Source organism: Sphaerisporangium album, assembly GCF_003323745.1.
GTDB lineage: Bacteria > Actinomycetota > Actinomycetes > Streptosporangiales > Streptosporangiaceae > Sphaerisporangium > Sphaerisporangium album.
The window spans coordinates 96,985-116,613 of record NZ_QOIL01000029.1 but is presented as its reverse complement, the minus strand read 5'-3'; the positions used below and the strand labels follow the sequence as shown (position 1 = coordinate 116,613).

Sequence of the window (19,629 nt, the reverse complement as noted above, 5' to 3'; positions counted from 1 at the left end):
CTCCGGGCGGAAGGCGAGCTCCAGGGCGACGCGGCCCATCTGCTCGGCGCACGCCTCGGCCACCCCAGGCAGGGCGGTGTCAGGCACCTGATCGATGTCGAGCCCCGGCATGGACACCAGCTGCGACACCACGTCGTCCAGGTGGCCGGCCCACACGGCGAGGATCGTGCGGGGCGAGTGCTCGCCGGCCGCGATGCGAACGAACGCGATCATGAGCCTCCTTTCGGGGTTCGGGAAGGGGCGGCGGCCGACTCGTGGCCAGTCGCCAGTTGCACGGCCGCCGCGTGTGCGCAGTCGGCCTCATGGCAGGTGCAGGTCCACTCGTGCAGCTCGAACCGGACGATGTAGGTGGACTGGTGGCCGTCCACGTGGGCCTCGACGAAGTACGGCCGCCGCGCGGGCCCCATGGTGCTGGCCACCAGGACCCGCACGGCCCCCGACCGCAGGTAGCCGAGGGCCTTGGAGCGGACGTCAACCGCCATCGGCGGGGCTGACCGGACAGGCGCCGGGATCGGGTTGGGGCTTGTAGGTGGCGTGGGGGTCGGGCAGGGCTTCGCCGTAGGCGTCTGCGGCGGCCAGCAGGCGCTTGCCCTCGGCCCACGCCGCCCGGGCGACCTCGCTATGGCTGTCGGCGGCGGCCATCTCGGCCACCTCGCGCGGGGTGAGTTCGTGGCGGGAGGCCAGCACGGCGGCGGCCATGATGACCCGCCCGTGGGAGACGTCGCCCAGTTGGATGAGGGTCTCGGCCACAGCGGCCAGGATCCGATCGGCAGCGGGCAGGACGGACTCGGCCACGACGTCGGCCGCGCGGCGCAGCTCGCTCACCATCTCCTCGGGCCTGGTGATCGTGCTCCAGCGCTCCAGGTGGCGCTCGGACTGCGCGAACCGCTGCGGGTTGCCCTCCTCAACGTCGCCGTAGTGCAGGTGGCGGGCCAGGACGAGCAGCGTCCCGTTCGCCAGGTCGTTCGCCCGGCCGCCCAGCCCGGCGGCCAGGCGGATCGCGGTGACCGCGCTCGCCTGCGTCGGGTGCTGAGTGGAGATGAGGTTGGCGGCGTTACGCAGAACCTCGGCGGTGGTGGCCATCAACCGGTCACCCCGGCCTTCTCCGCGAGGTGCTCGGCCTCGGTGGCCGGGTCCGATTCCGGGTCGCCGCCGACCTCCACCGGGGGCCGGTATTCGGCTGGGCAGGCGTTCAGGACTGTCCAGATCTCCACCTGGACTCCGGTGATCACCGTCGTGACGAAAAGCTTGCCGCCCTGCCCGTCCCTGTACGACGTCCACCGTGGCGAGACGCCGAGCTCGGTCGCCCATGCCTCCAGCGCGGCCTGCCGGCGGATGTCCTCCTGGTAGTCCGATCCCAGCTGGCCCTCCAGCTCGATCGCGTCGCGGTCGGAGCGGCGAATGCTGCCCACGCTGCTGATGCCCCAGCTCACGGCGGGCAGGTCGTGGGCGAGCAGTCGCAGCATGACGACGGCGGCGCGCTGCTGGCGGCCGAGGATCGTGGTGTTGTCTGCGTGGTCGATCATCGGGCGCCACCGGCGGGCAGGTAGGTGGCGCCGTAGGTGCGGGCGTAGCTGCTGGCGGCGGCCTCCAGGTCGGTCAGGCCCATGTCCGCGATGTCGAGGTCGGTCGTGCACACCTTGCCGAACCGCCCCTCGCGCCGCTCGACGACCGCCTTCCGCGCGGCGAGAGGCACCGAGGGGTCGGCCTGGCGCAGCTCGGCGGTGACGGGCTCGACACCGACGCTGTGCCGGGGCCAGTCCGTGGCGGCCTGCTCCACGCCGTGCATGTCGCTCGGCTTGCCGTGCAGCAGGGCCCGGACCTCGGCCTCGTAGAAGCGCCGGACACCGCCGGGGGTTCGGATGGACGCCAGCTTGCCCGCGTTCGCCCACCGGGTGACGGTCGAGGGGTCGACGCGGAACATCTTGGCGACCTCGCCCGGGGTGAGAAGGGCCTCGGTTTCGGGGGGTGGGATGGCGTTACGCTTCATGTACTGATCCCTCCTGGGGGTTCAGGCTGTCGCCCCCGCGCCGTGCACCCGGCCGGGGGCGCCGTTGTCACTGGCCGGCGCGCTCGTACTTGTCGGTGAACCACTTCTGGGCCTGGGACCTGCGGATACGCAGACGGCGGCCGACCCTGATGAAGGGCGGGCCCTCTCCGTGGGCCCGCAGGTGACGCAGCGTCCGAACTTCGATCTCGTGCAGGGCGCAGACGTCCTCGAAGTACAGCCACGGATCGTCGCCAGGCGCGCTAGCCGTGGCGGGAGCGCGTGGGGGCGCCGTCTTCGGCTTCCTGTTCGGCATGGTGTTGACTTATCCTCCAGTCAGGCTGAGAGTGGAAATGGCTGGCTGACAGACGGATTGCGTGTACTGCGAATTCCGTGCACGGGCGCCGCTTCCGGGTCGTCAAGCGTCATCCAAGGGATGACGGGACCTCCTGTCGTTGACTTATTCTCCGTACAGCACCGCACAGTAACGCACGTTGACGTTCAGTGTCTAGTGATTGTGTCCGGTCCTCGGAGATCGGCGCCTGACATGCAGTACCCTCCCGATTGACGCTGGATACCGGTCGTGAACGAATGGTGCCTGGAAGTCCAGCGACCGGCGAGGTGAGAGGACCACGATGCCGAGTGGTGGGACCGGCGACGTGCTGCGTGACAATTTGACCCGATATGTGGTCGCATATCTTGAGCGGACCGGGTTAAGTGTTCGAGAGCTCGCTCGCCGCGCCAGAGATCCGATCTCGGGGCTCAGCCCGAGCCATGGGTGGGTCAACGACATCGTGAGCAACGCGATGGAGCGGGCCCCCGACCTGCGCCGGCTGCGCGCGCTGGCGGCGGCCATGGGAGAGCCGGTGGAAAACCTGGCACGTCTGGCGGCGGCGCAGTGGCTGGGCGTGGAGGTCACAGAGGTACCGGTGGACTCGGACGAGTGGTTGGCGGTACGGGTGCCACCCGGCCTCGACGAGCAAGGACGCGAGCGGCTGAGGCGGATGGCGGTCGATCTGGCGCGGCACATGGAGACGTAGCAGCCCGTATCGGTCCGGCCACGATGAGGAATCATCATTCGACTGTGAGTAAAGTTCTAATCACTCAGTGACAACCGACGTCTTCAGGTTGGTACTCGTGTCTCAGTTACTCACGCTCACATATGCGATGGTCCCGGTCGCCCGCTTGGCACATGACCATGTCATCACCTGGCGCCGGGGCCGTCGATTCAGGGTGCTCATCGACGAGGCCTGCGGGTTGGACCCCGCGGTGTTGGTGCCGTTTGAGCAGTTGATCCACCGAACCCTGTCCGCACTGTCCGGCATTCTCATCCCCGGCGTCACGCCTACGGTGGCCTGCCACCTGGAGGAACTCGACGGGCAAATCGTTGACGCCGACACCTCCCCGTACTTGATCAGCCTGTACGTGCAGCACGGCACGATGCCCCAGGACGTCGCCGACGGACTGGCCGGCAGTACGGCGTACATACTCCGCCACCTGTAGGAGGGGGCATGGCCTGGGTCGGCAAACGGTGCAACTGCCGAGGAGGTGACGGCAAGAAACTCGGACAGGCATGTCCCAATCTGGCCAGGCGGTCTCATGGCGCCTGGTGGGTGCGCTACGAGGCACCGGCAAGCCCGGACGGCAAGCGGCGCCGCCCGTGGGCTGGCCCGTTCACCAAGAAGAGCGACGCCGACGACGCGGCCGTGCGCCTGGAGGCCGAGGGGAACACCGGCAGCCCGATAGCCGACCGGCGCCTGAAGGTCGGGCCGTTCCTGCGCCAGTGGGTGGCCGGGAAGAAGAGCCTGGCCGAGTCGACCCGGGCGGGATACCTCGAGCACATCGACCTCTACTTGGAGCCTGGGCTTGGGCATCTGTATCTGGCGGACCTGAGCGATGAGCACCTGGAGAAGCTGTACCAGGCGATGGAGCAGATCAACCGGCCGCTGGAAGGCCCGCCGAGCGAAATGCTGCGCAGGCTGTTGGCCGTGCGGACCGTCGCCGCATGGGAAGGCGCCAGGCCGGGCCAGTTGCACATCAGCAAGCCGCTTTCCCCAGCGCGCATCCGACGCGTGCACGCGACGCTGTCCAGCGCCCTATCGACGGCCAGACGCCAGAAGAAGATCACCCATGACCCGAGCAAGCACATCGAGCTGACGGCGGCCAAGAAGAGGCGTCCGCTCCTGTGGACCCCGGAGCGGGTCGCGCGGTGGCGGGAGCTGGTCGCCGACGAGGCCGCCAAGGAGCCGGCTGACCGGCGGCCGGTGCCGCGGCCGAGCCCGGTCATGGTCTGGACGCCCGCGCTGGCGGGGCAGTTCCTGGACCTGCTTGTGGAGTGGGACGAACGGCTCTACGCCCTGTACCACCTGGTTATCACCCGCGGACTACGGCGCGGTGAAGCCGGTTGCCTGGAGTGGTCGGACACCGACCTGGACGGCACCAAGACCATCAGCGTCCTGGAGGACGAGGAGGCCGAGGCCGACGCCGGCATCAAGTCCGACAGCTCGCGGCGCGTCGTCCATCTCGACGACATCAACGTGCGGCTGCTCAAGGCCTGGCGCAAGGTGCAGGCCGCCGACCAGCTCGCGGCGGGCGAGGACTGGGCCAACTCCGGGCGCGTGTTCACCGACCGGCTGGGCCGGCCGCTGGACCTCAACGGGCTGACCGACCACACCGAGTGGCTGGTGAAGAAGTCCGGCTTGCCGCCGGTGCGGCTGCACGACATGAGGCACGCCGCGGCCACCATCATGCTCGCGGCCGGCGTCGACATGAAGGTGGTCAGCGCGACCCTGGGACACCGGCAGTACTGGTTCACCGCCGACACCTACACCAACGTCGTGCCCGAGCTCGCCGAGGCGGCCGCCGAGGCCACGGTGGCGATCATTCCCCGTCGGCAGGAAGCATGATGGCGTCGATTCGCACGTTGCTTCCAGGGATGAAAACGCGATGGCCGGGTGCCCGTCATCCGGCGGGAAGCCCGGCCTCACTTCGCGGTTCGTACCCGACCGCGCGTGGCTCATCGTAGCGGCCGTGCTGGGACTTGTGGACGAGCGTGACGCCCTCCTCGATGGCGGCGCGGTCCACGAGGGTGCGGTTCGTCCATGATCGTCTGCGGGATGGTCTGGCAATGGTCCGGCAGGAGATCAAAAGGGCCCCTGGGGCGGGGCCGGTGATCAAGGGGTTGGCTGGTGGGCCGCCAGGGACTCGAACCCTGAACCTACGGATTAAAAGTCCGCAGCTCTGCCATTGAGCTAGCGGCCCAGTTGGATTGCAGGGTACTGAGAGTACCGTGCCTTACGCGACTGGCTAGCCGGTTGCCGGGTCGATGGTGGTGTACCTCCGGTGGCCGGGTTCGTGTCCGTCACGTCCCCACGTCAGGTATTTGGTGCCTCGGGGCAGAGTGCGTCGTTCCGCTCGGCAGAGGGCGTCCCTGGTCCTCGTTCCCTGACAGGGGAGGGTCCAAGCGTGGGGGGAAGGCAATGAGGCTTCAGGGCGTCACCAGGGTAGGGCCAGGGGGAATCCCGATGTGCGATCAGAGGCCCTGAGGGCAGTCTTGAGACATGAACGAGATGAACATCCACGGCCACTCCACAGTCAAAGAACTGCGCCGCACCCGCGAGGGCAGGATCGTCGCCGGTGTCTGCTCCGGCGCCGCCGAATTCATCGGCATCGACGCCAACATCCTCCGCATCGGGCTCGCCGTCGCCACCTTCTTCGGTGGCCTCGGGGTGGGCATCTACGCCGTCGCGTGGCTGCTGATCCCCGAAGAGACCAAGCGCACCTCGATCGTCCAGGACCTGATCGGCAAGCAGAAGAGCGACCCGCGGTCGACCTGGCACCAGGCCCAGTCGTACTGGGACCAGGGTGTGCAGAACGTCCGCAAGGAGTGGGGACCGCGGGACCAGGCCCCGTCCTCTCCCGCCCCGGCTCCGCAGCAGCCGGCCGCCCGCCCGGCGTCCCCCGTGGACGAGCCCCCCACGACCGTCTAGCTCACCTGGGTGCGGACCCTGGTGATTATCTCGGCACGAGACTCGGTCCAGAGCATGGCCAGCAGCGCGGCGACCGTGAGCCCGGAGGCTCCGGCGAGCGCGACCACCGGCTCTGGGCCGAGAGCTTGGGCGGCGGCGCCTCCGATCAGGATTCCGATTCCCTGGGCCGCCAGCAGACCCGACTGCACGAGCCCGAAGGCCTGTCCCCGCCGGTTCGCCGGCACGCACTGGACGAAAGCGGCGTTCGCCGCGAGCTGGTAGGCCCCGCCCATCCCGGCGAGGACCCACAGCGCGAGGACGACGGCCAGCGGCGGCCGTAGCGCGCATCCGATGAGCGGGGCGCAGCTGAGCATCGCCATCCACCCCATGACGCGCAGACGTCCGGTAGGGGTCACCAGGCGGCTGAAGACGAAGGCCCCGATCACCGTCCCGGTCGGCATGGCGGCCATGAGGAGCCCACTGATCAGCGTGACATCCCGCGGATCGTCGCCCAGCGTGGCCGCGTACGGCACGGCGATGCCCTCGGGGAGCACGTAGAAGCCGCAGAGCCACGCGAACATCACGAGCGTCCTGAGCCGTCGGTCGCCGAAGACGAGGCGGGCGCCGGCCTTGGTGGAGCTCCACATGGAGGCGTGGACGCCGTCCTCGGGATCGGGCGGAGGACGGCGGCGTACGCCGACCGCGAGGATCAGGGCGGATATCAGGAAGGTGAGCGCGTCCAGGGCCAGGCCGCGGTGCGTGCCGATCGTCGCGATCACCCCGGCCCCGGCGGCGAACCCGAGCATCTGGACCGCCTGGTTCGTCATGTTCTGCAGCGCGGAGCCTGCTACGTAGCGGTCTCCCTCCAGGATGTCGGGCAGCAGCGCCGCCCGCGCGGCCGTGAAGGGCGAGCTGAGCAGGACCACGCAGAAGACCAGGGCGCACAGCACCGGGAACGGCATGCTCGGCACGGCCATGAGACCGACCAGCAGCGCCCGCACGAGGTCACATATGATCATGACGCGGCGGCGCGCGAACCGGTCGGCCAGCCCTGCGAGCAGGGGGCCGCCGAGTATCGGCGGGAGGTAGGTCAGGGCGTACACCGCGGCGGTCGCGAGCGCGGAATGCGTCCTTTCGAAGACGAGGATGGCGAGGGCCACCTGCGCGAGCTGGTCACCCAGGAGAGAGAGGCACTGACCGCCCCATAGCGAACGGAACTCGCCAATGGCGATGACCTCGCTGTACGTGGCCTGGCTTTCGGATGCGCGGCGGTGCCGCCCCGGCAGCCGACCTGGCCTCGTCGCCGCCATATGTCTCCGCTGGGCTCGCTGGGCCGTACTGACACACCGTGTTCAGTATGTCACCTAGGGTGCCGGGCCCGCTCGCGGTTGGCCAACCCAGAAGGCATGGAGAATTACGCGGCCGTTCCGTTCTGACCTGCTATAGCGTGAAAAATCAGGGCTCTGGACGGCGGCCTGCGCCGGTGCTGACGGTGAAGGTTGGAGCCCTAAGCTCGCGCGGGTACGGATTCACCAACCGAGCTCGTGTAGACGGTCATCATCAATGCCGAAATGATGCGCTATTTCGTGGATCACGGTGATTTGAACCTCTTCGACGACGTCCTCCTCCGTCTCGCAGATCTCGCAGATCGAGTTCCGGTAGATCTCGATCCTGTCCGGCAGGACCCCTGAGTACCACTCGCCGCGCTCGGTCAGCGGGATGCCCGTGTACAGTCCCAGAAGCCCCGGCTCGGGCGGATCGTCCACCACCACCATCACCACGTTCTGCATGACCTTGGCCAGCTCGGGCGGGATCGTGTCCAGCGCCTCGGCCACAAGCTCCTCGAACTTCTCCCGCGAAACCTCGATCACCGGTCAATCGTGTCACCGCGGCACGACAGTACGCGAACCGGCCGCGCGTACTACGTCCTGACCGGCCCGGACGCGTCCTGACTGTGTACGACACTCCCACTGACTCCCGTGCGCTATGAGAGTTCACGCGAATTCGGGTAGGCATGACGACGATGAACGTCACGCGCTGGAGGAATGCCGCTAGGCGGCTGAGCGAACGACGCGCCGCGCGCCGGACCGCCCGCGTCCTGGTGATCGGCCTGGTAGCGCTGGCCGGGGCCTGGCTCGGGATCGTGCTCGGCGCCAACGTCAGCACCGCCGTGGGGCCCGCTCAGATCGGGATGAGCCTGCAGCCGTCCTGGGGCGGCCAGACGGTGCTCGACATCCGCCCTCTCGGCACCCTCAGATTCGACTCCCACCACGGTCCGATCCGGCTGAGCCTGAGCCTGGACGGCATCCACGCCGATGTGGCCCAGCAACTCCTCGAAAGCCCGCGCTGGGCCGAGACCCTCCCCGACCTCATCGAGGCCGACCTCCAGGCCGGCCTGCGCGAACTGCTCATCAGAGCGGCCGTGTGCGCGGTGGCCGGCGGCTTCCTGGCCGGGCTCGTCGTCTTCCGCCGCTGGCGGCGGGCCCTGTGGACGTCGCTGGGGAGCCTGCTGACCGTAGGGCTGGTCGCCGCCGTCTCGGTCACGACCTTCAACCCCGCGTCCATCTCCGAGCCGCGCTACACGGGGCTGCTCACCGGCGTGCCCTCACTCATCGGCAGCGCCGAGTCCATCGTGACGCGCTTCTCGGAGTACCGGAACCAGCTCGCCAAGCTGGTGACCAACGTCTCCCAGCTCTATCACGCGGGGACGACGCTGCCGGTGTACTCGCCGGACCCGAACACGCTGCGGGTCCTGCACGTATCGGACATCCACCTCAACCCTCTCGCGTGGAACACGATCCGTTCCCTGAAGGACCAGTTCAAGATCAATATGGTGATCGACACCGGGGACATCGCCGACCACGGGACCAAGGCCGAGAACAAGTTCGTCGAAGAGATCGGCAAGCTCGGCATCCCGTACGTCTACGTGCGCGGCAACCACGACTCCATCGGCACCGAGCACGCCGTCGCCCGTGAGAAGAACGCCGTCGTGCTGGACGGCGCCGCGCAGACCGTGGAGGGCCTGCGCATCTACGGGGTGGGCGACCCGAGGTTCACGCCCGACAAGACGGTCGACGTCAAGTCCGACGCCGAGATGCTGGCCGAACTCGGGCGAACCCACGCACAGCGCCTGACCGCCGGCTTGATCGCGCGCAACGCCTCGTCCTCCAAGACCTCCCGCAAACCCCCGCAAACCCCTACACCGGGATCGTCCAAGACCCCCAACAAGGTCACGCCGACCCCCGCACCCTCCTCCGCGAGGCCCGGCCCGGCCGCTCAGAAGATCGTCGTCGACCTCGTCGCCGTCCACGACCCCACCGTCGGACGGGGATTCGTCGGGGCCACCCCTCTGGTCCTCGCCGGCCACGTCCACCAGCGGTCCACCGAGATGCTCGGGTCGGGTACGCGGCTGATGATCCAGGGATCCACCGGCGGTGCGGGCCTGCGGGGGCTCGAACATGACGAACCCACGCCCATCCAGGCGTCCGTGCTGTACTTCGACCGGACCACCCACCGGCTCCAGGCCTGGGACGATGTCACGCTGGGCGGCCTCGGCGAGCAATGGGTACAGATACAGCGTCACCTGGAAGCCGAACCAGGTCGTACAATTTCTCCGGAGCCGGTTCCCACCCCGTCACCGACGGGAGGGGGCGGCGCCACCGCGACACCGTCCAGAAGATGACCGCTTTGGCATCGGGGTGCGAAGTCCCCTATGCTTCAGAAGTCCCCGACGGAAGGCGTCACGGATCCAGGGCGAGAGTCCTGAGCCCCCATCGTCTAGCGGCCTAGGACACCGCCCTTTCAAGGCGGCGGCACGGGTTCGAATCCCGTTGGGGGCACGCGCGAGCGAAGGCTCACCGGCACGACGGAAGGTCGAAGACCTCCGGAGAACTGGTAGGCTAAGCGAGCGCAAAGAGGCCAGGGGCACACGCTCCTGGCAACGAGCAAGGTCCTGTAGAGCAGTTTGGAGTGCTCGCCACCCTGTCAAGGTGGAGGTCGCGGGTTCAAGTCCCGTCAGGACCGCTCTGGTAGGTGTCATCTCACCGCCGGGTCAGGTAGCTCAGTTGGTACGAGCGTCCGCCTGAAAAGCGGAAGGTCGGCGGTTCGACCCCGCCCCTGACCACCTTTTGATCAGCGAAACCCCGAGCCATGATCACGGTTCGGGGTTTTTACATCAGCCGGTACATCAACCCGCTGGTTGATCTCTTTCCTAGCCGTTTGAGTGCCTTCGTCTTTTCTCCCAACGGCGCCCGCGTATACACGTCCATTGTGACCTCTATGGCGCTGTGTCCGGCGATTTCGCGCAGTACGTGCGGAGGCACGCCCAGGTCCAGGAGGAGCGAGACGGCCGTGTGCCGGATGGTTGTGTTCGTGAGAGTTGACCGCGCTTGCTCGTCAGACTGCGGTCCTGTTGCGGTGAAGGCGTTGTTCCTGAGTTGGTGATCGGGTTCAGCCGTGCCCGGGTGGAGACCGACCGGTGGACCGCGTTTCGGTGGCACTAAGCCCGGACGCGTTCTATTGCCGGCCTGGTATCAAGGGTGCCCATGAGAAGGGCGGGGTGGAGGGGCAGATCGGCTGGTTTCGCCGCAACCATCTTGTCCCGGTTCCGGACCTGCCGTCGGTTCAGGCTCTCAACGCGATGATCGACGAGTGGACGTCGCGGAACGAGGTCCGCCGGATCGGCAGCCGGGCGCGGGGCTCATCCCGGCCCGTCGTACTGAGCCGCCCGCCACCGCAGATTACGAATCTACCAAAGGCAGGAACACGTTAGGCCCCGCTGGCAACAGCATCCCTTAGTGCGGACCTACGTAGGGCGATCAACCCAATGACCATGATCAGCCCATACACGAGGAAGGGCCAGCCGTACGGCCGGCGAGGTGCCCACCCGTCGAAGGTCGTCGCCACTCCCACCAAGATGACGAGAGCAGTCAGCCCCCAGCCCACGGTCGTCGCCGCCGGGCGGGTCCGCCTCTGCGTCAACAGGAGGGCCAGGGCCACGGCCGTGACGATCCCCGGCCAGGCCATCAGGACGTAGTCCCAGCTGTAGTCGTAGTTCCAGCCGTAGGTAGGATCATCGTGCTTCTGGCCGATGATGGCATCCTTCAGCATGCCATACAGCGAGGTTCCGACAAGGGAGAGAGGGAAGGCCAGAAGAATCATGGCCATGACTCCGTAGGCAGCATCACCAAGGTAGCCATCTTGAGTCAGCCATGTCAGCGTGAGCACGGCCGCTGCGTACGCACACACGATCATGGCCGTCGGCAGGCTGCGAACCCGAGCGATGACCCGGATCATAAGATGCCTTCCAGATCAGTCACCTCACAGTTGTGACCCTTACCGGACCAACGCAGAGGCGAATGCGCCTCTCGGGAGCTTGCCCACAACCATAGCCCGGATCAACGCGATGTGATCACTAGCTGCTGATGCTCTGCGCTACATCAACCCGGGCTCACGCCAGCCCACGCGCCCACACATCAGCGATCACGTGGAGCCGAGGTCAGGCCATAGCGTCGAGGTAGGCGATCATGGTGCCTTACTCCTGAAAAGCGGAAGGTCGGCGGTTCCACCCCGCCCCTGACCGCATCACCCGAACAGCCAAACGCCCCGAGCATCCGCCGTCTCCGGTCCGCTCAACGCCGGCGCGTTCGGGCCAACGCGCTGGACGGCACGTTCGGCCCTCGCGCCGAGTTCGTGCACGTGGACCGGGCCTTCACCTGACGAAGGGGAAGATCGTCGGCATCGGCGTGCCGGCCGGCCCCGAACGCCTCGCTCGGCTCTACCTGGGAGAGATCTAGGCAACTAAGACTTTCTTGACAATTTAATTTTTCGGAAGCTAGTCTTCAGGCATGCAGGACATCGCCGTGATCGAGGACCCGGCCGCCGCCGAGGTCTCGCTGGACCCCATCCGGGCCCGGCTGCTGGCGGAGCTGAGCGAACCCGGCTCCGCGACCATGCTGGCCGCCAAGGTCGGCCTTCCCCGGCAGAAGGTCAACTACCACCTGAAGACGCTCGAGGCGCACGGGCTCGTCGAGATGATCGAGGAGCGGCGCAAGGGCAACGTCAACGAGCGCATCATGCGCGCCACCGCCGCCTCCTACGTGATCTCCCCGACCGCGCTGGCGTCGGTCGAGCCCGACCCGGCCCGCTCCCCGGACCAACTGTCCGCGAGCTGGCTGCTGGCCGTCGCGGCCCGGCTGGTCCGCGACGTCGGGGCGCTCATCACCGGCGCCGCGCGGGCGCGCAAGCGTCTCGCGACCTTCGCGATCGACGGCGAGGTGCGCTTCGCCTCGGCCGCCGACCGGGCCGCGTTCGCCCAGGAGCTCGCCCAAACGGTCGCGGCGCTGGTGTCCAAGTACCACGACGAGTCGGCCGAGCAGGGACGCGACCACCGCATCGTCGTCGCCGTCCACCCGAGCATGAAGGAAGCCCCATGACACACCCGTTCGAGCTGAGTCAGGAGATCGAGCTGGAGGCCACCCCCGAGCAGGTATGGGACGCGATCGCGACCGGGCCAGGCGTCGACTCCTGGTTCATGGGACGCAACGAGTTCGGCACGTCCGTCGGCGGCCCTGTGTCCCTCACGATGTTGGGCCACACGGAGCACGCGACGATCACCGCCTACGAGCCGGGCAACCGCCTCGCCACCCGGACCCCGGAGGCCCCGGACGGCCGGTTCTCGGCGTTCGAGTACCTCATCGAGGGGCGCGGCGGCGGGACGACCGTCCTGCGGCTCGTGCAGAGCGGCGTGCTCGGCGACGACTGGGAGACCGAGTTCGAGGCGATGAAGGCCGGCTGGCCCATCTACCTGGTGACACTCAAGGAGTACCTCGCGCACTTCAACGGCCGCACCCCGTCGGTCACGACGGTCTTCCGGCCAGGCGCCGGCGGCCCGGACGACGTCTGGAAGATCGTCACGGACTCGCTGGGCGTCACACCGGACGTCGGCGAGGGCGACGGCGTCCGGCTCCCGGACGGGTCCGCCGGGGTCGTCTACTACGCGAACCTGCCCGCCAACCTCGGCGTCCGGACCGACCAGGGTCTGTACCGGTTCATCCACTCCGGTAGCGAGCGCGGCGACGCCCTCGTGCTCGGCCACCAGAACTTCGCGGGCCGCGACGAGCAGGCCGCGTGGGAGGCCTGGATGGCCGAGCGCTTCGGCTGACCGGCCGTCCAAGGCGAGGCCCGCGGCACGCGCGGGCCTCAGGCCGAGCGGCACCACCACCTCTCCGCGCCACGACCGTCTTCGTGGTGCCCGAATTGACCGCGACACCCCCCACAGGAGCGAATCCCATGCGTATCGTGATCATTGACTTCATCAGCCTGGACGGCGTCGTGCAGGCCCCGGGCGGACCGGACGAGGACACCGACGGCGGCTTCGCCCACGGCGGCTGGTCGCACCTGTTCTTCGACGTGGAGGTGGTGGGTGGTGCCTTCACCGACTCGATGACCACGGCCGATGCGCTGCTGTTCGGCCGCCGCACGTGGAATGGCATGGCGGAGGCGTGGCCGGGGCGCGCCGGTGACCCGTTCGCCGACCAGATGAACTCCGTCAAGAAGTACGTCGTCTCCGACACGCTGGGCGACGACGAGCTGACGTGGAACAACACCACACGCATCCCCGGCGGGGAGGCCGTCGACCGCATCCGGGAGCTGCACAAGGCCGACGGCGGCGACCTGGTGGTCATGGGAAGCCCGACGCTCGCGCGCACGCTCCTGAGCGAGGGGCTTGCCGACGAGCTCCGGCTCATGATCATGCCGGTGATCCTCGGCGGCGGCAAGACGATCTTCCCCGAGGACGGCGCGTTGCGCACGCTGGAGCTGGTCTCCACGGTCACCAGCGACAAGGGCGTGAACGTGTGCACCTACCGGACGGTCGCCGAGAAGTAGGCCGCGCCCGTCGGCAGGCAGGACGGGGCATCCTGTCGGCTGTCCAGGTGACCTCGCGCGGTGAGTGCCCGGCGTGCGAGCGCCGGGGCTCTCCCACGCGGGCCAACGCGGTTCGGTATCCGGAAATGACCGGCGTGGCTCAGTGGTTCTTGTGAGGCGAACCGACCGGACGGACGTCGCGATGATGTCCGGCGGTGGGTGACGGAACGACCGCACAGGAGACCACGATGACCGACCGGGCCGATCAGACGATCAAAGTGTTGCGCGCCGGGCACGACGAGCTCGCCGCGCTGGTGGACGGCTTCACCGAGGAGGACCTCGCCCGCCGCTCGGGCGCCTCGGAGTGGGACGTCTCGCAGGTGCTGAGCCACCTGGGCAGCGGCGCGGAGATCAGCCTCGCCGCCCTCGACGGGGCGCTGAACGGCACCGGCACGCCTCAGATGGACTTCATCAGGGGCGTGTGGGCGCGATGGGATGGGATGTCGCGTGCCGAGCGGGCCGCGGAGGTCGTCGGCGCCAACGAGGCGCTGGTACGCTGCTTCGAGGACCTGGACGCGACGGCGAGGCGGGACCTCCGTATCGAGCTGTGGTTCCCGGCCCCCGCGCCGGACGTGGCCGGATTCGCCGGGATGCGGCTCAGCGAGTTCGCCTACCACACCTGGGACGTCAGGGCCGCGTTCGATCCGGCCGCGACGCTGAACCCGGAGGCCGTCGAACTGCTGCTCGACGGCCTGGACCGCCTGCTGGGCTTTCTCGGCAAGGCCGACAGGCTCGGCGGGCGTGAGGCGGTCGTGGAAGTGCGCACGACCGCGCCGGAGCGGGCCTTCGGGCTGGAGATCCGCGACGCGGTGCGTCTCACGGACGCTCCCGGCGCACCGGACGTGGTCCTCACCGCTCCCGCCGAGTGGTGGCTGCGCCTGGTCTCCGGCCGCCACGCTCCCGAGCACACCCCGGACGGGGTGCGGCTGACCGGGGACGCGCTCACCCTGGACGACCTGCGCGCGGTCTTCCCCGGCTTCTGACCCCGTTCGAGTACCGCCGGTTCTCTCGCTCGGCCGGCACCGCCACCTGGTGGGCGGCCACGACCAACGGCACCTTGACGGACGAGCCGCCCGTCGAGCCGTGGTCGCCTCGCCCGCCCGGTCACGGCGCTTCGGTGCCGGCGCCGGGCGGGCGAGTGGGCACGCCGTCCCGTCAGCGCAGGCCGGAGTAGAACTCGCGCAGGTCCTCGGCGAGGACGTCCGGGACGAGGTGGGCGGCGTAGTGGCCGCCGCGCTCGTAGGACCTCCAGTGCACGATGTTCTTGTGGTCGCGTTCGGCGAACGTGCGCATGGAGACGAAGTCGCCGTCGAACATCGCGAGGCCGAGGGGGACGGTGGTGGGCTCCTTGGGGTGCTCGGCGTGCGCGTCCTCGTAATAGAAGCGGGTCGCCGACGTCGCGGTGCCGGTCAGCCAGTAGAGCATCGTGTTCGTCAACACGAAGTCGTCGTCGACGTCGGCGGCGTCGCCGAAGAGCTGCGCGTTCCAGCCGAGCAGCCCGGCCGGCGAGTCGTAGATGGCGTACGACAGCGTCTGCGGCTGCTGGGAGAGCAGCGTGTTGAAGGACATCTTGTTGTCGTGGAACCACTGGAGCACTTCGAGCGCCTTCTGGTCCTCGGGGGTGATCTTCTCGAACTCGGCAGGGTCGCCGGAGGGGAAGGAGAAGATCTGCGTGACGTGCACGCCGACGACGTGCCCGGGGTCGAGCCGGCCGACCTCGGGGGAGACGAACGAGCCGCCGTCGTTGCCGGCCGCGCCGTAGCGGTCGTAGCCGAGGCGCCGCATCAGCTCCGCCCACGCCTTCGCGGTGCGGTACCGGTTCCAGCCCTTCTCCTTCGTGGGACCGGAGAAGCCGAAGCCGGGCAGTGACGGGATCACCACGTGGAACGCCCGCGACGGGTCCTCCGGGTTGGTGAGGAGGTCGATGACCTTCAGGTACTCCACGATCGAGCCAGGCCAGCCGTGCGTGAGGACCAGCGGCAGGGCGTCCTCGTGCGGAGAGCGCACGTGCAGGAAGTGGATGTTCTGCCCGTCGATCTCGGTGGTGAACTGCGGGTACCGGTTGATCTTCGCCTCCTGGGCCCGCCAGTCGTACCCGCTTCGCCAGTATTCGGCCAGCCGCCGCACATACCCGACCGGCACGCCGTAGTCCCAGCCCGCGTCCGGCAGCTCGTCCGGCCAGAGGGTGCGGTCGAGCCGGTCGTTCAGGTCGTCCAGCTTCGCCTGGGGGACGTCGATGCGGAAGGGCCTGATCTCGGTGTTCTCGCTCATGGAAGGAACGTTACGGACCCTTCCGGTCAACCTCTGTCCTATAGAACTGGCAGGCTTGCGCACATGTTGGAGACCTCGGCGCGCCTGCTGCGCCTGCTGTCGTTGTTGCAGGCCAGACGTGACTGGACCGGCGCGGCCCTCGCGGAGCGGCTCGACGTGAGCGAGCGCACCGTCCGCCGCGACGTCGACCGGCTGCGCGAGCTGGGCTACCCGGTGAACGCGACGCGGGGCACCGATGGCGGCTACCGCCTGGGCGCGGGCGCCGCGATGCCGCCGCTGCTGCTCGACGACGACGAGGCGGTGGCCGTGGCGGTCGGGCTGCGGACGGCCGCCGGGGGCGGCGTGGCCGGCATCGGGGAGACGTCGATGCGGGCGCTCGCGAAGCTGGAGCAGGTGCTGCCGTCCCGGCTGCGCCACCGCGTCAACGCGCTCCAGACCTACACCGAGCCCGTGCCCGCGGACCGTCTGGGCCCGCAGGCCGACCCGCGCGTGCTGACCGTCCTCGCCGCGGCCTGCCGCGACCGGGAGCGGCTGCGGTTCGACTACCGCGCGCACGACGGGTCGGCCACCGTCCGGACCGTCGAGCCGCACCGGCTCGTGTCCTGGGGCCGCCGCTGGTATCTCGTCGCATGGGACGTCGACCGGCAGGACTGGCGTACCTTCCGGGCGGACCGCGTCGAACCGCGCACGCCCACCGGCCCGCGTTTCCCGCCCCGGGACCCGCCGGAGGGCGGCGCGGCCGCGCACGTCGCCCGGGGAGTCTCGGCGGCGGCGTGGCGCTACCGGACCCGCGTCCTGGTGCACGCGCCCGCCGAGGTCGTGACCGAGCGGATCAACCCCGCGGTCGGCGTGGTGGAGGCCGTCGACGCGCACACCTGCGTGCTGGACACGGGCGCGGACAGCCTGCACACCATCGCCGTGTACCTCGGCATGCTCGACCTGGACTTCCAGGTCACCGATCCGCCCGAACTGGTCGAGCACATGCGCGACATCACGGCCCGGTACGCGCGCGCGACCGGTGCTCCGCTCGCCTAACCGAGGCGGACGGTGACGGTCTGTGCGAGGCCGGACCGGTCTGCCAGGTTCTCGAAGGTGAGGCTCAGGGCGCGGCCGGTCGTGGCGGTGGTGAGGTTGGGGCTTCGCAGGAGGACAGCGGCCACGGGGCGGTGCCAGGTGACGGTCAGCTCGTCGAGGGTGCGGCGGGGGTCGGACACGGTGATCGTGGCGGTGCCGTCGCCGTACTCCCGGACGAGGACGGCGCACGGGGCGGACGCGGTCAGGGCCCCGGTGGCGCCGCCGTTCCAGAAGTTGACCGCCGTGATCCCGAGCGACGGCACGTGGACGCCCTGCCGCCGGGCGGTGTTGTCCAGCACGCGCACCCAGCCGCCGGTGGTGGCGCGGGCCCGGGTCTCGGCCCGCCCGGCGCCCGGCAGCAGGACGTACGCGTAGCTCGCGGACACCGGATCGACGCCGTGGTCCAGCCAGAGCGTGGCATAGCTCCGGGTGACGCGGCCGGGGCCGGGGCGCTGCTCCGGTGGCGTCACAGGGGCGGGTTCGGTGCGTTCCTCGCGCAGGGTGCGCAGGCCCGGGCACGCGAGCAGGACGTAGCCGCCGTGCCCGTCCAGATGCGCCCACCCCTCCCGTTCGTCCACGGTGAGCAGCGCGCCGGTCCTGCGGTTGTCCACGATGGTCTCCACGGGCACGCCGTCCGCGCCGGTGATCCCCGCCCCCAGGCAGACCACCGCGTCGTCCAGGAAGAACCACGACTTGAAGGCCTCCATCGTGCTTTCGAGGCCGTTCAGGTGCTGGCCGACGGCCGCGTACACGCCGTCGGTCGCGCCGCCCACCCAGCGGCCGGGCGGGCACGTGTCACCCCACCCCTCGCCGGCGCCGTCGGGCAGCCGCAGGGTGGAGACGGTCGTGCCGGGCAGGCGGTACGGGTCGACGGTGGTCCAGAAGGAGTCGGAGTACTGCGCGCCGTGCCCCTCGGCCCACCAGTAGAGCATCCCCGAGCCGGTGTGCCAGCCGCGCAGGTTCTCGCCGTTGCCGTGCTCGTAGTGGCCGATCCGGTGCGAGGCCATGCTGAGCGCCGCGCACCAGCGCGGCCGGCGGTGGACGGCGCGGGCGCTCATCGTGAGCAGCCGGTGCCCGGTGGGCTCGGCGGACGCGGGGACGGCGCCGTCGTCCAGGATCGCGGCCAGGCGGGCGTGGAACGCCAGGTCGGTGGACTCGGCGGCCGCGAGCATCGGGAGGTCGGTGTCCCGCAGCGCCCACCCCTTCACGATGCCCCGCCAGCGGGCCCGCTCGGCGGCGGAGGCCGTGTCCCCGAGCAGCAGGACCGCGGCGGCGATCTCGCGTCCCCTCTCGTGGTCGCCGTACGGGGCCCGGGAGAGTCCCCGGCCGCGTACCAGGTCCATGCAGAAGCCGTCGTGGACGAACGGGGCGAACGACCGCTCGACGGCGTCGAAGACGACCTGCCGGTGCGGGTCGGTGACCTGCCAGGGCGTGCCGCGCAGTACCGCGAGCAGCTTCGCGACGCCCGACAGCAGCGACACGCCGTACGCGCCCTGGTAGGGGACGGTCGTGTGCTGGATGAACGAGCCGTCCTGGTAGAACCCGTCGCCCTCGGTGACGTACGGGAAGACGGGGGAGAGCGCGGAGACGGCCAGCGCGGCCTTGCCGGGGTCGGAGGTGAGCATGGCGCGCAGCAGCGTCACCACGCACAGGTCCACGCGGTTGGCGCCGGTGCTCCTGTCGCTGTAGCGGTCGAGGACGCTTTCGGGGACGAAGTGGTCGACCGCGTCCCGCAATGCGTCGCGCCGCCGGTCCGACAGGTGCGGGCCGATGAGCAGGACCGCGTCGAGGAGCTTCCCGGGGACGCCGATCCGCCAGTGCCACCAGTTCCCGTACGGCTCCGCGCCGGCCGCGTACACCCGCCGCCGGTAATGGTCGACCCCGGTCGCCACGGCCGCCGCCAGCGTCGCGTCACCGGTCACCCCGGTCCCCGGCAGGACGTACGCGCGGGCCATGGCCCGCAACCGCCCCGGTGTGGCGACGAACGAGGGGAACGGCTGGTCACGCCAGAGGAACCCGGCCCCCGGCTCCATGGCGTCCCGGTACGCCGCCGCCCTGGCCCCGATCTCCGCCAGCCTGCTCCGGTACGGCTCCCGGGCCGCGTCGAACCCCGTCCCCGCACTGACCTCCCGCCACCGACGCCGCAACAGCTCGAACGCGCCGTCCGGCACGCCCCCCGCGGCCCGCGGCTCTGCCGAGGACCGCCCCGAGAGCAGCCCTCCAACAGCCGCGACCCCGCTGACCTGGAGGAAAACCCGCCTGGAGTACCAGCCCACGGGGGAATTATCATGCAGACGATCACTCCACGTCCCGGATCCCACGCCGTGCTCCTGCGGCGGTCAGACGGGCCGGGACGCTCTCGTGACCGGCTGCGACCGCCCGTGTCGTCCGGCGAAGGCGTCC

Annotated in this window: 20 protein-coding genes, 4 tRNA genes and 1 pseudogene; 13 read left to right on the top strand and 12 right to left on the bottom strand. The window is 69.5% G+C overall.

What is annotated here, in order from left to right:
* From DQ384_RS36385 to DQ384_RS36360, 6 genes and pseudogenes are all read right to left on the bottom strand, one after another.
* On the bottom strand, positions 1-213 hold a 213-nt coding region (locus DQ384_RS36385; RefSeq protein ID WP_220183328.1), incomplete at its 3' end, for a hypothetical protein.
* Positions 210-482: a hypothetical protein gene (locus tag DQ384_RS36380; protein WP_114033417.1), complete on the bottom strand. Its 273-nt coding sequence runs from the start codon at positions 480-482 to the stop codon at positions 210-212. The genes DQ384_RS36385 and DQ384_RS36380, both read right to left, overlap by 4 nt.
* A complete protein-coding gene (locus DQ384_RS36375) occupies positions 472-1,083 on the bottom strand; it encodes a hypothetical protein (RefSeq protein WP_114033416.1) in 612 nt (203 codons plus the stop codon). The genes DQ384_RS36380 and DQ384_RS36375 overlap by 11 nt, the downstream gene beginning before the upstream one ends.
* Positions 1,083-1,526, bottom strand: a complete 444-nt coding sequence (locus DQ384_RS36370) for a hypothetical protein (RefSeq protein ID WP_114033415.1) — start codon at positions 1,524-1,526, stop codon at positions 1,083-1,085. Before DQ384_RS36370 ends, DQ384_RS36375 begins: the two co-directional genes overlap by 1 nt.
* Positions 1,527-1,795: 269 nt before the next feature.
* Positions 1,796-1,990 (bottom strand): annotated as a pseudogene (locus DQ384_RS43415) (BldC family transcriptional regulator); the annotation flags it as partial.
* Between the two features lie 67 nt (positions 1,991-2,057).
* On the bottom strand, positions 2,058-2,303 hold the full coding sequence (locus DQ384_RS36360) for a helix-turn-helix domain-containing protein (protein WP_114033413.1): 246 nt from the start codon (positions 2,301-2,303) through the stop codon (positions 2,058-2,060).
* A gap of 478 nt (positions 2,304-2,781) precedes the next feature.
* Between DQ384_RS36360 and DQ384_RS36355 the strand changes: the two genes are divergently transcribed.
* The 3 genes from DQ384_RS36355 to DQ384_RS36345 all read left to right on the top strand — a co-directional run bounded on the left by DQ384_RS36355 (position 2,782) and on the right by DQ384_RS36345 (position 4,893).
* The gene (locus DQ384_RS36355) at positions 2,782-3,027 is read left to right on the top strand and encodes a hypothetical protein (protein WP_114033412.1); all 246 of its coding nucleotides are present in this window, start codon (positions 2,782-2,784) and stop codon (positions 3,025-3,027) included.
* A gap of 67 nt (positions 3,028-3,094) precedes the next feature.
* Complete coding sequence (locus DQ384_RS36350) at positions 3,095-3,490, top strand: hypothetical protein (protein WP_114033411.1); 396 nt, start codon at positions 3,095-3,097, stop codon at positions 3,488-3,490.
* 110 nt (positions 3,491-3,600) lie between these two features.
* Entirely contained in the window at positions 3,601-4,893 is a 1,293-nt protein-coding gene (locus tag DQ384_RS36345; RefSeq protein ID WP_114033410.1) for a tyrosine-type recombinase/integrase, read from the top strand.
* 280 nt (positions 4,894-5,173) lie between these two features.
* Here DQ384_RS36345 and DQ384_RS36340 read toward each other — a convergent pair.
* Positions 5,174-5,248 (bottom strand) — tRNA-Lys (locus DQ384_RS36340).
* A gap of 299 nt (positions 5,249-5,547) precedes the next feature.
* Here DQ384_RS36340 and DQ384_RS42470 point away from each other — a divergent pair.
* Entirely contained in the window at positions 5,548-5,976 is a 429-nt protein-coding gene (locus tag DQ384_RS42470) for a PspC domain-containing protein (RefSeq protein WP_245967035.1), read from the top strand.
* Here the strand turns inward: DQ384_RS42470 and DQ384_RS36330 are convergent.
* Positions 5,973-7,265, bottom strand: a complete 1,293-nt coding sequence (locus DQ384_RS36330) for an MFS transporter (RefSeq protein WP_114033409.1) — start codon at positions 7,263-7,265, stop codon at positions 5,973-5,975. The genes DQ384_RS42470 and DQ384_RS36330 overlap by 4 nt on opposite strands.
* Positions 7,266-7,484: 219 nt before the next feature.
* The gene (locus tag DQ384_RS36325; RefSeq protein WP_114033408.1) at positions 7,485-7,826 is read right to left on the bottom strand and encodes a metallopeptidase family protein; all 342 of its coding nucleotides are present in this window, start codon (positions 7,824-7,826) and stop codon (positions 7,485-7,487) included.
* A gap of 152 nt (positions 7,827-7,978) precedes the next feature.
* Here DQ384_RS36325 and DQ384_RS36320 point away from each other — a divergent pair, with 152 nt between their 5' ends.
* From DQ384_RS36320 to DQ384_RS36305, 4 genes are all read left to right on the top strand, one after another.
* On the top strand, positions 7,979-9,637 hold the full coding sequence (locus DQ384_RS36320; protein WP_114033447.1) for a metallophosphoesterase family protein: 1,659 nt from the start codon (positions 7,979-7,981) through the stop codon (positions 9,635-9,637).
* Between the two features lie 84 nt (positions 9,638-9,721).
* A tRNA-Glu gene (locus tag DQ384_RS36315) sits at positions 9,722-9,794 on the top strand.
* Between the two features lie 109 nt (positions 9,795-9,903).
* Positions 9,904-9,978, top strand: a tRNA-Asp gene (locus DQ384_RS36310).
* Between the two features lie 26 nt (positions 9,979-10,004).
* A tRNA-Phe gene (locus tag DQ384_RS36305) sits at positions 10,005-10,078 on the top strand.
* 644 nt (positions 10,079-10,722) lie between these two features.
* Here the strand turns inward: DQ384_RS36305 and DQ384_RS36290 are convergent.
* Entirely contained in the window at positions 10,723-11,250 is a 528-nt protein-coding gene (locus tag DQ384_RS36290) for a hypothetical protein (RefSeq protein ID WP_114033406.1), read from the bottom strand.
* A 551-nt stretch (positions 11,251-11,801) separates the two neighbouring features.
* Between DQ384_RS36290 and DQ384_RS36285 the strand changes: the two genes are divergently transcribed.
* The 4 genes from DQ384_RS36285 (at position 11,802) to DQ384_RS36270 (ending at position 14,864) form a co-directional block, all read left to right on the top strand.
* Positions 11,802-12,389: an ArsR/SmtB family transcription factor gene (locus DQ384_RS36285; protein WP_181871605.1), complete on the top strand. Its 588-nt coding sequence runs from the start codon at positions 11,802-11,804 to the stop codon at positions 12,387-12,389.
* Positions 12,386-13,117, top strand: coding sequence for an SRPBCC family protein (locus DQ384_RS36280; RefSeq protein WP_114033405.1), 732 nt, complete (start codon positions 12,386-12,388; stop codon positions 13,115-13,117). The genes DQ384_RS36285 and DQ384_RS36280 overlap by 4 nt, the downstream gene beginning before the upstream one ends.
* Before the next feature lie 128 nt (positions 13,118-13,245).
* Entirely contained in the window at positions 13,246-13,842 is a 597-nt protein-coding gene (locus tag DQ384_RS36275) for a dihydrofolate reductase family protein (protein ID WP_114033404.1), read from the top strand.
* 194 nt (positions 13,843-14,036) lie between these two features.
* A complete protein-coding gene (locus DQ384_RS36270) occupies positions 14,037-14,864 on the top strand; it encodes a maleylpyruvate isomerase family mycothiol-dependent enzyme (protein WP_245967034.1) in 828 nt (275 codons plus the stop codon).
* A gap of 172 nt (positions 14,865-15,036) precedes the next feature.
* Here the strand turns inward: DQ384_RS36270 and DQ384_RS36265 are convergent, their stop codons facing one another.
* Complete coding sequence (locus DQ384_RS36265) at positions 15,037-16,152, bottom strand: epoxide hydrolase family protein (RefSeq protein WP_114033402.1); 1,116 nt, start codon at positions 16,150-16,152, stop codon at positions 15,037-15,039.
* A 63-nt stretch (positions 16,153-16,215) separates the two neighbouring features.
* Here DQ384_RS36265 and DQ384_RS36255 point away from each other — a divergent pair, with 63 nt between their 5' ends.
* On the top strand, positions 16,216-17,187 hold the full coding sequence (locus tag DQ384_RS36255) for a helix-turn-helix transcriptional regulator (protein ID WP_181871604.1): 972 nt from the start codon (positions 16,216-16,218) through the stop codon (positions 17,185-17,187).
* Here DQ384_RS36255 and DQ384_RS36250 read toward each other — a convergent pair.
* On the bottom strand, positions 17,184-19,502 hold the full coding sequence (locus DQ384_RS36250) for a polysaccharide lyase 8 family protein (protein WP_114033400.1): 2,319 nt from the start codon (positions 19,500-19,502) through the stop codon (positions 17,184-17,186). The genes DQ384_RS36255 and DQ384_RS36250 overlap by 4 nt on opposite strands.
* Positions 19,503-19,629 lie beyond the last annotated feature (127 nt).

Bases quoted from the DNA above. Each gene is read 5' to 3' on its own strand.
- DQ384_RS36380 (WP_114033417.1), bottom strand. From the start codon at position 482: ATGGCGGTTGACGTCCGCTCCAAGGCCCTCGGCTACCTGCGGTCGGGG.
- DQ384_RS36375 (WP_114033416.1), bottom strand. From the start codon at position 1,083: ATGGCCACCACCGCCGAGGTTCTGCGTAACGCCGCCAACCTCATCTCC.
- DQ384_RS36370 (WP_114033415.1), bottom strand. From the start codon at position 1,526: ATGATCGACCACGCAGACAACACCACGATCCTCGGCCGCCAGCAGCGC.
- DQ384_RS36360 (WP_114033413.1), bottom strand. From the start codon at position 2,303: ATGCCGAACAGGAAGCCGAAGACGGCGCCCCCACGCGCTCCCGCCACG.
- DQ384_RS42470 (WP_245967035.1), top strand. From the start codon at position 5,548: ATGAACGAGATGAACATCCACGGCCACTCCACAGTCAAAGAACTGCGC.
- DQ384_RS36330 (WP_114033409.1), bottom strand. From the start codon at position 7,265: ATGGCGGCGACGAGGCCAGGTCGGCTGCCGGGGCGGCACCGCCGCGCA.
- DQ384_RS36320 (WP_114033447.1), top strand. From the start codon at position 7,979: ATGAACGTCACGCGCTGGAGGAATGCCGCTAGGCGGCTGAGCGAACGA.
- DQ384_RS36290 (WP_114033406.1), bottom strand. From the start codon at position 11,250: ATGATCCGGGTCATCGCTCGGGTTCGCAGCCTGCCGACGGCCATGATC.
- DQ384_RS36285 (WP_181871605.1), top strand. From the start codon at position 11,802: ATGCAGGACATCGCCGTGATCGAGGACCCGGCCGCCGCCGAGGTCTCG.
- DQ384_RS36280 (WP_114033405.1), top strand. From the start codon at position 12,386: ATGACACACCCGTTCGAGCTGAGTCAGGAGATCGAGCTGGAGGCCACC.
- DQ384_RS36275 (WP_114033404.1), top strand. From the start codon at position 13,246: ATGCGTATCGTGATCATTGACTTCATCAGCCTGGACGGCGTCGTGCAG.
- DQ384_RS36265 (WP_114033402.1), bottom strand. From the start codon at position 16,152: ATGAGCGAGAACACCGAGATCAGGCCCTTCCGCATCGACGTCCCCCAG.
- DQ384_RS36255 (WP_181871604.1), top strand. From the start codon at position 16,216: ATGTTGGAGACCTCGGCGCGCCTGCTGCGCCTGCTGTCGTTGTTGCAG.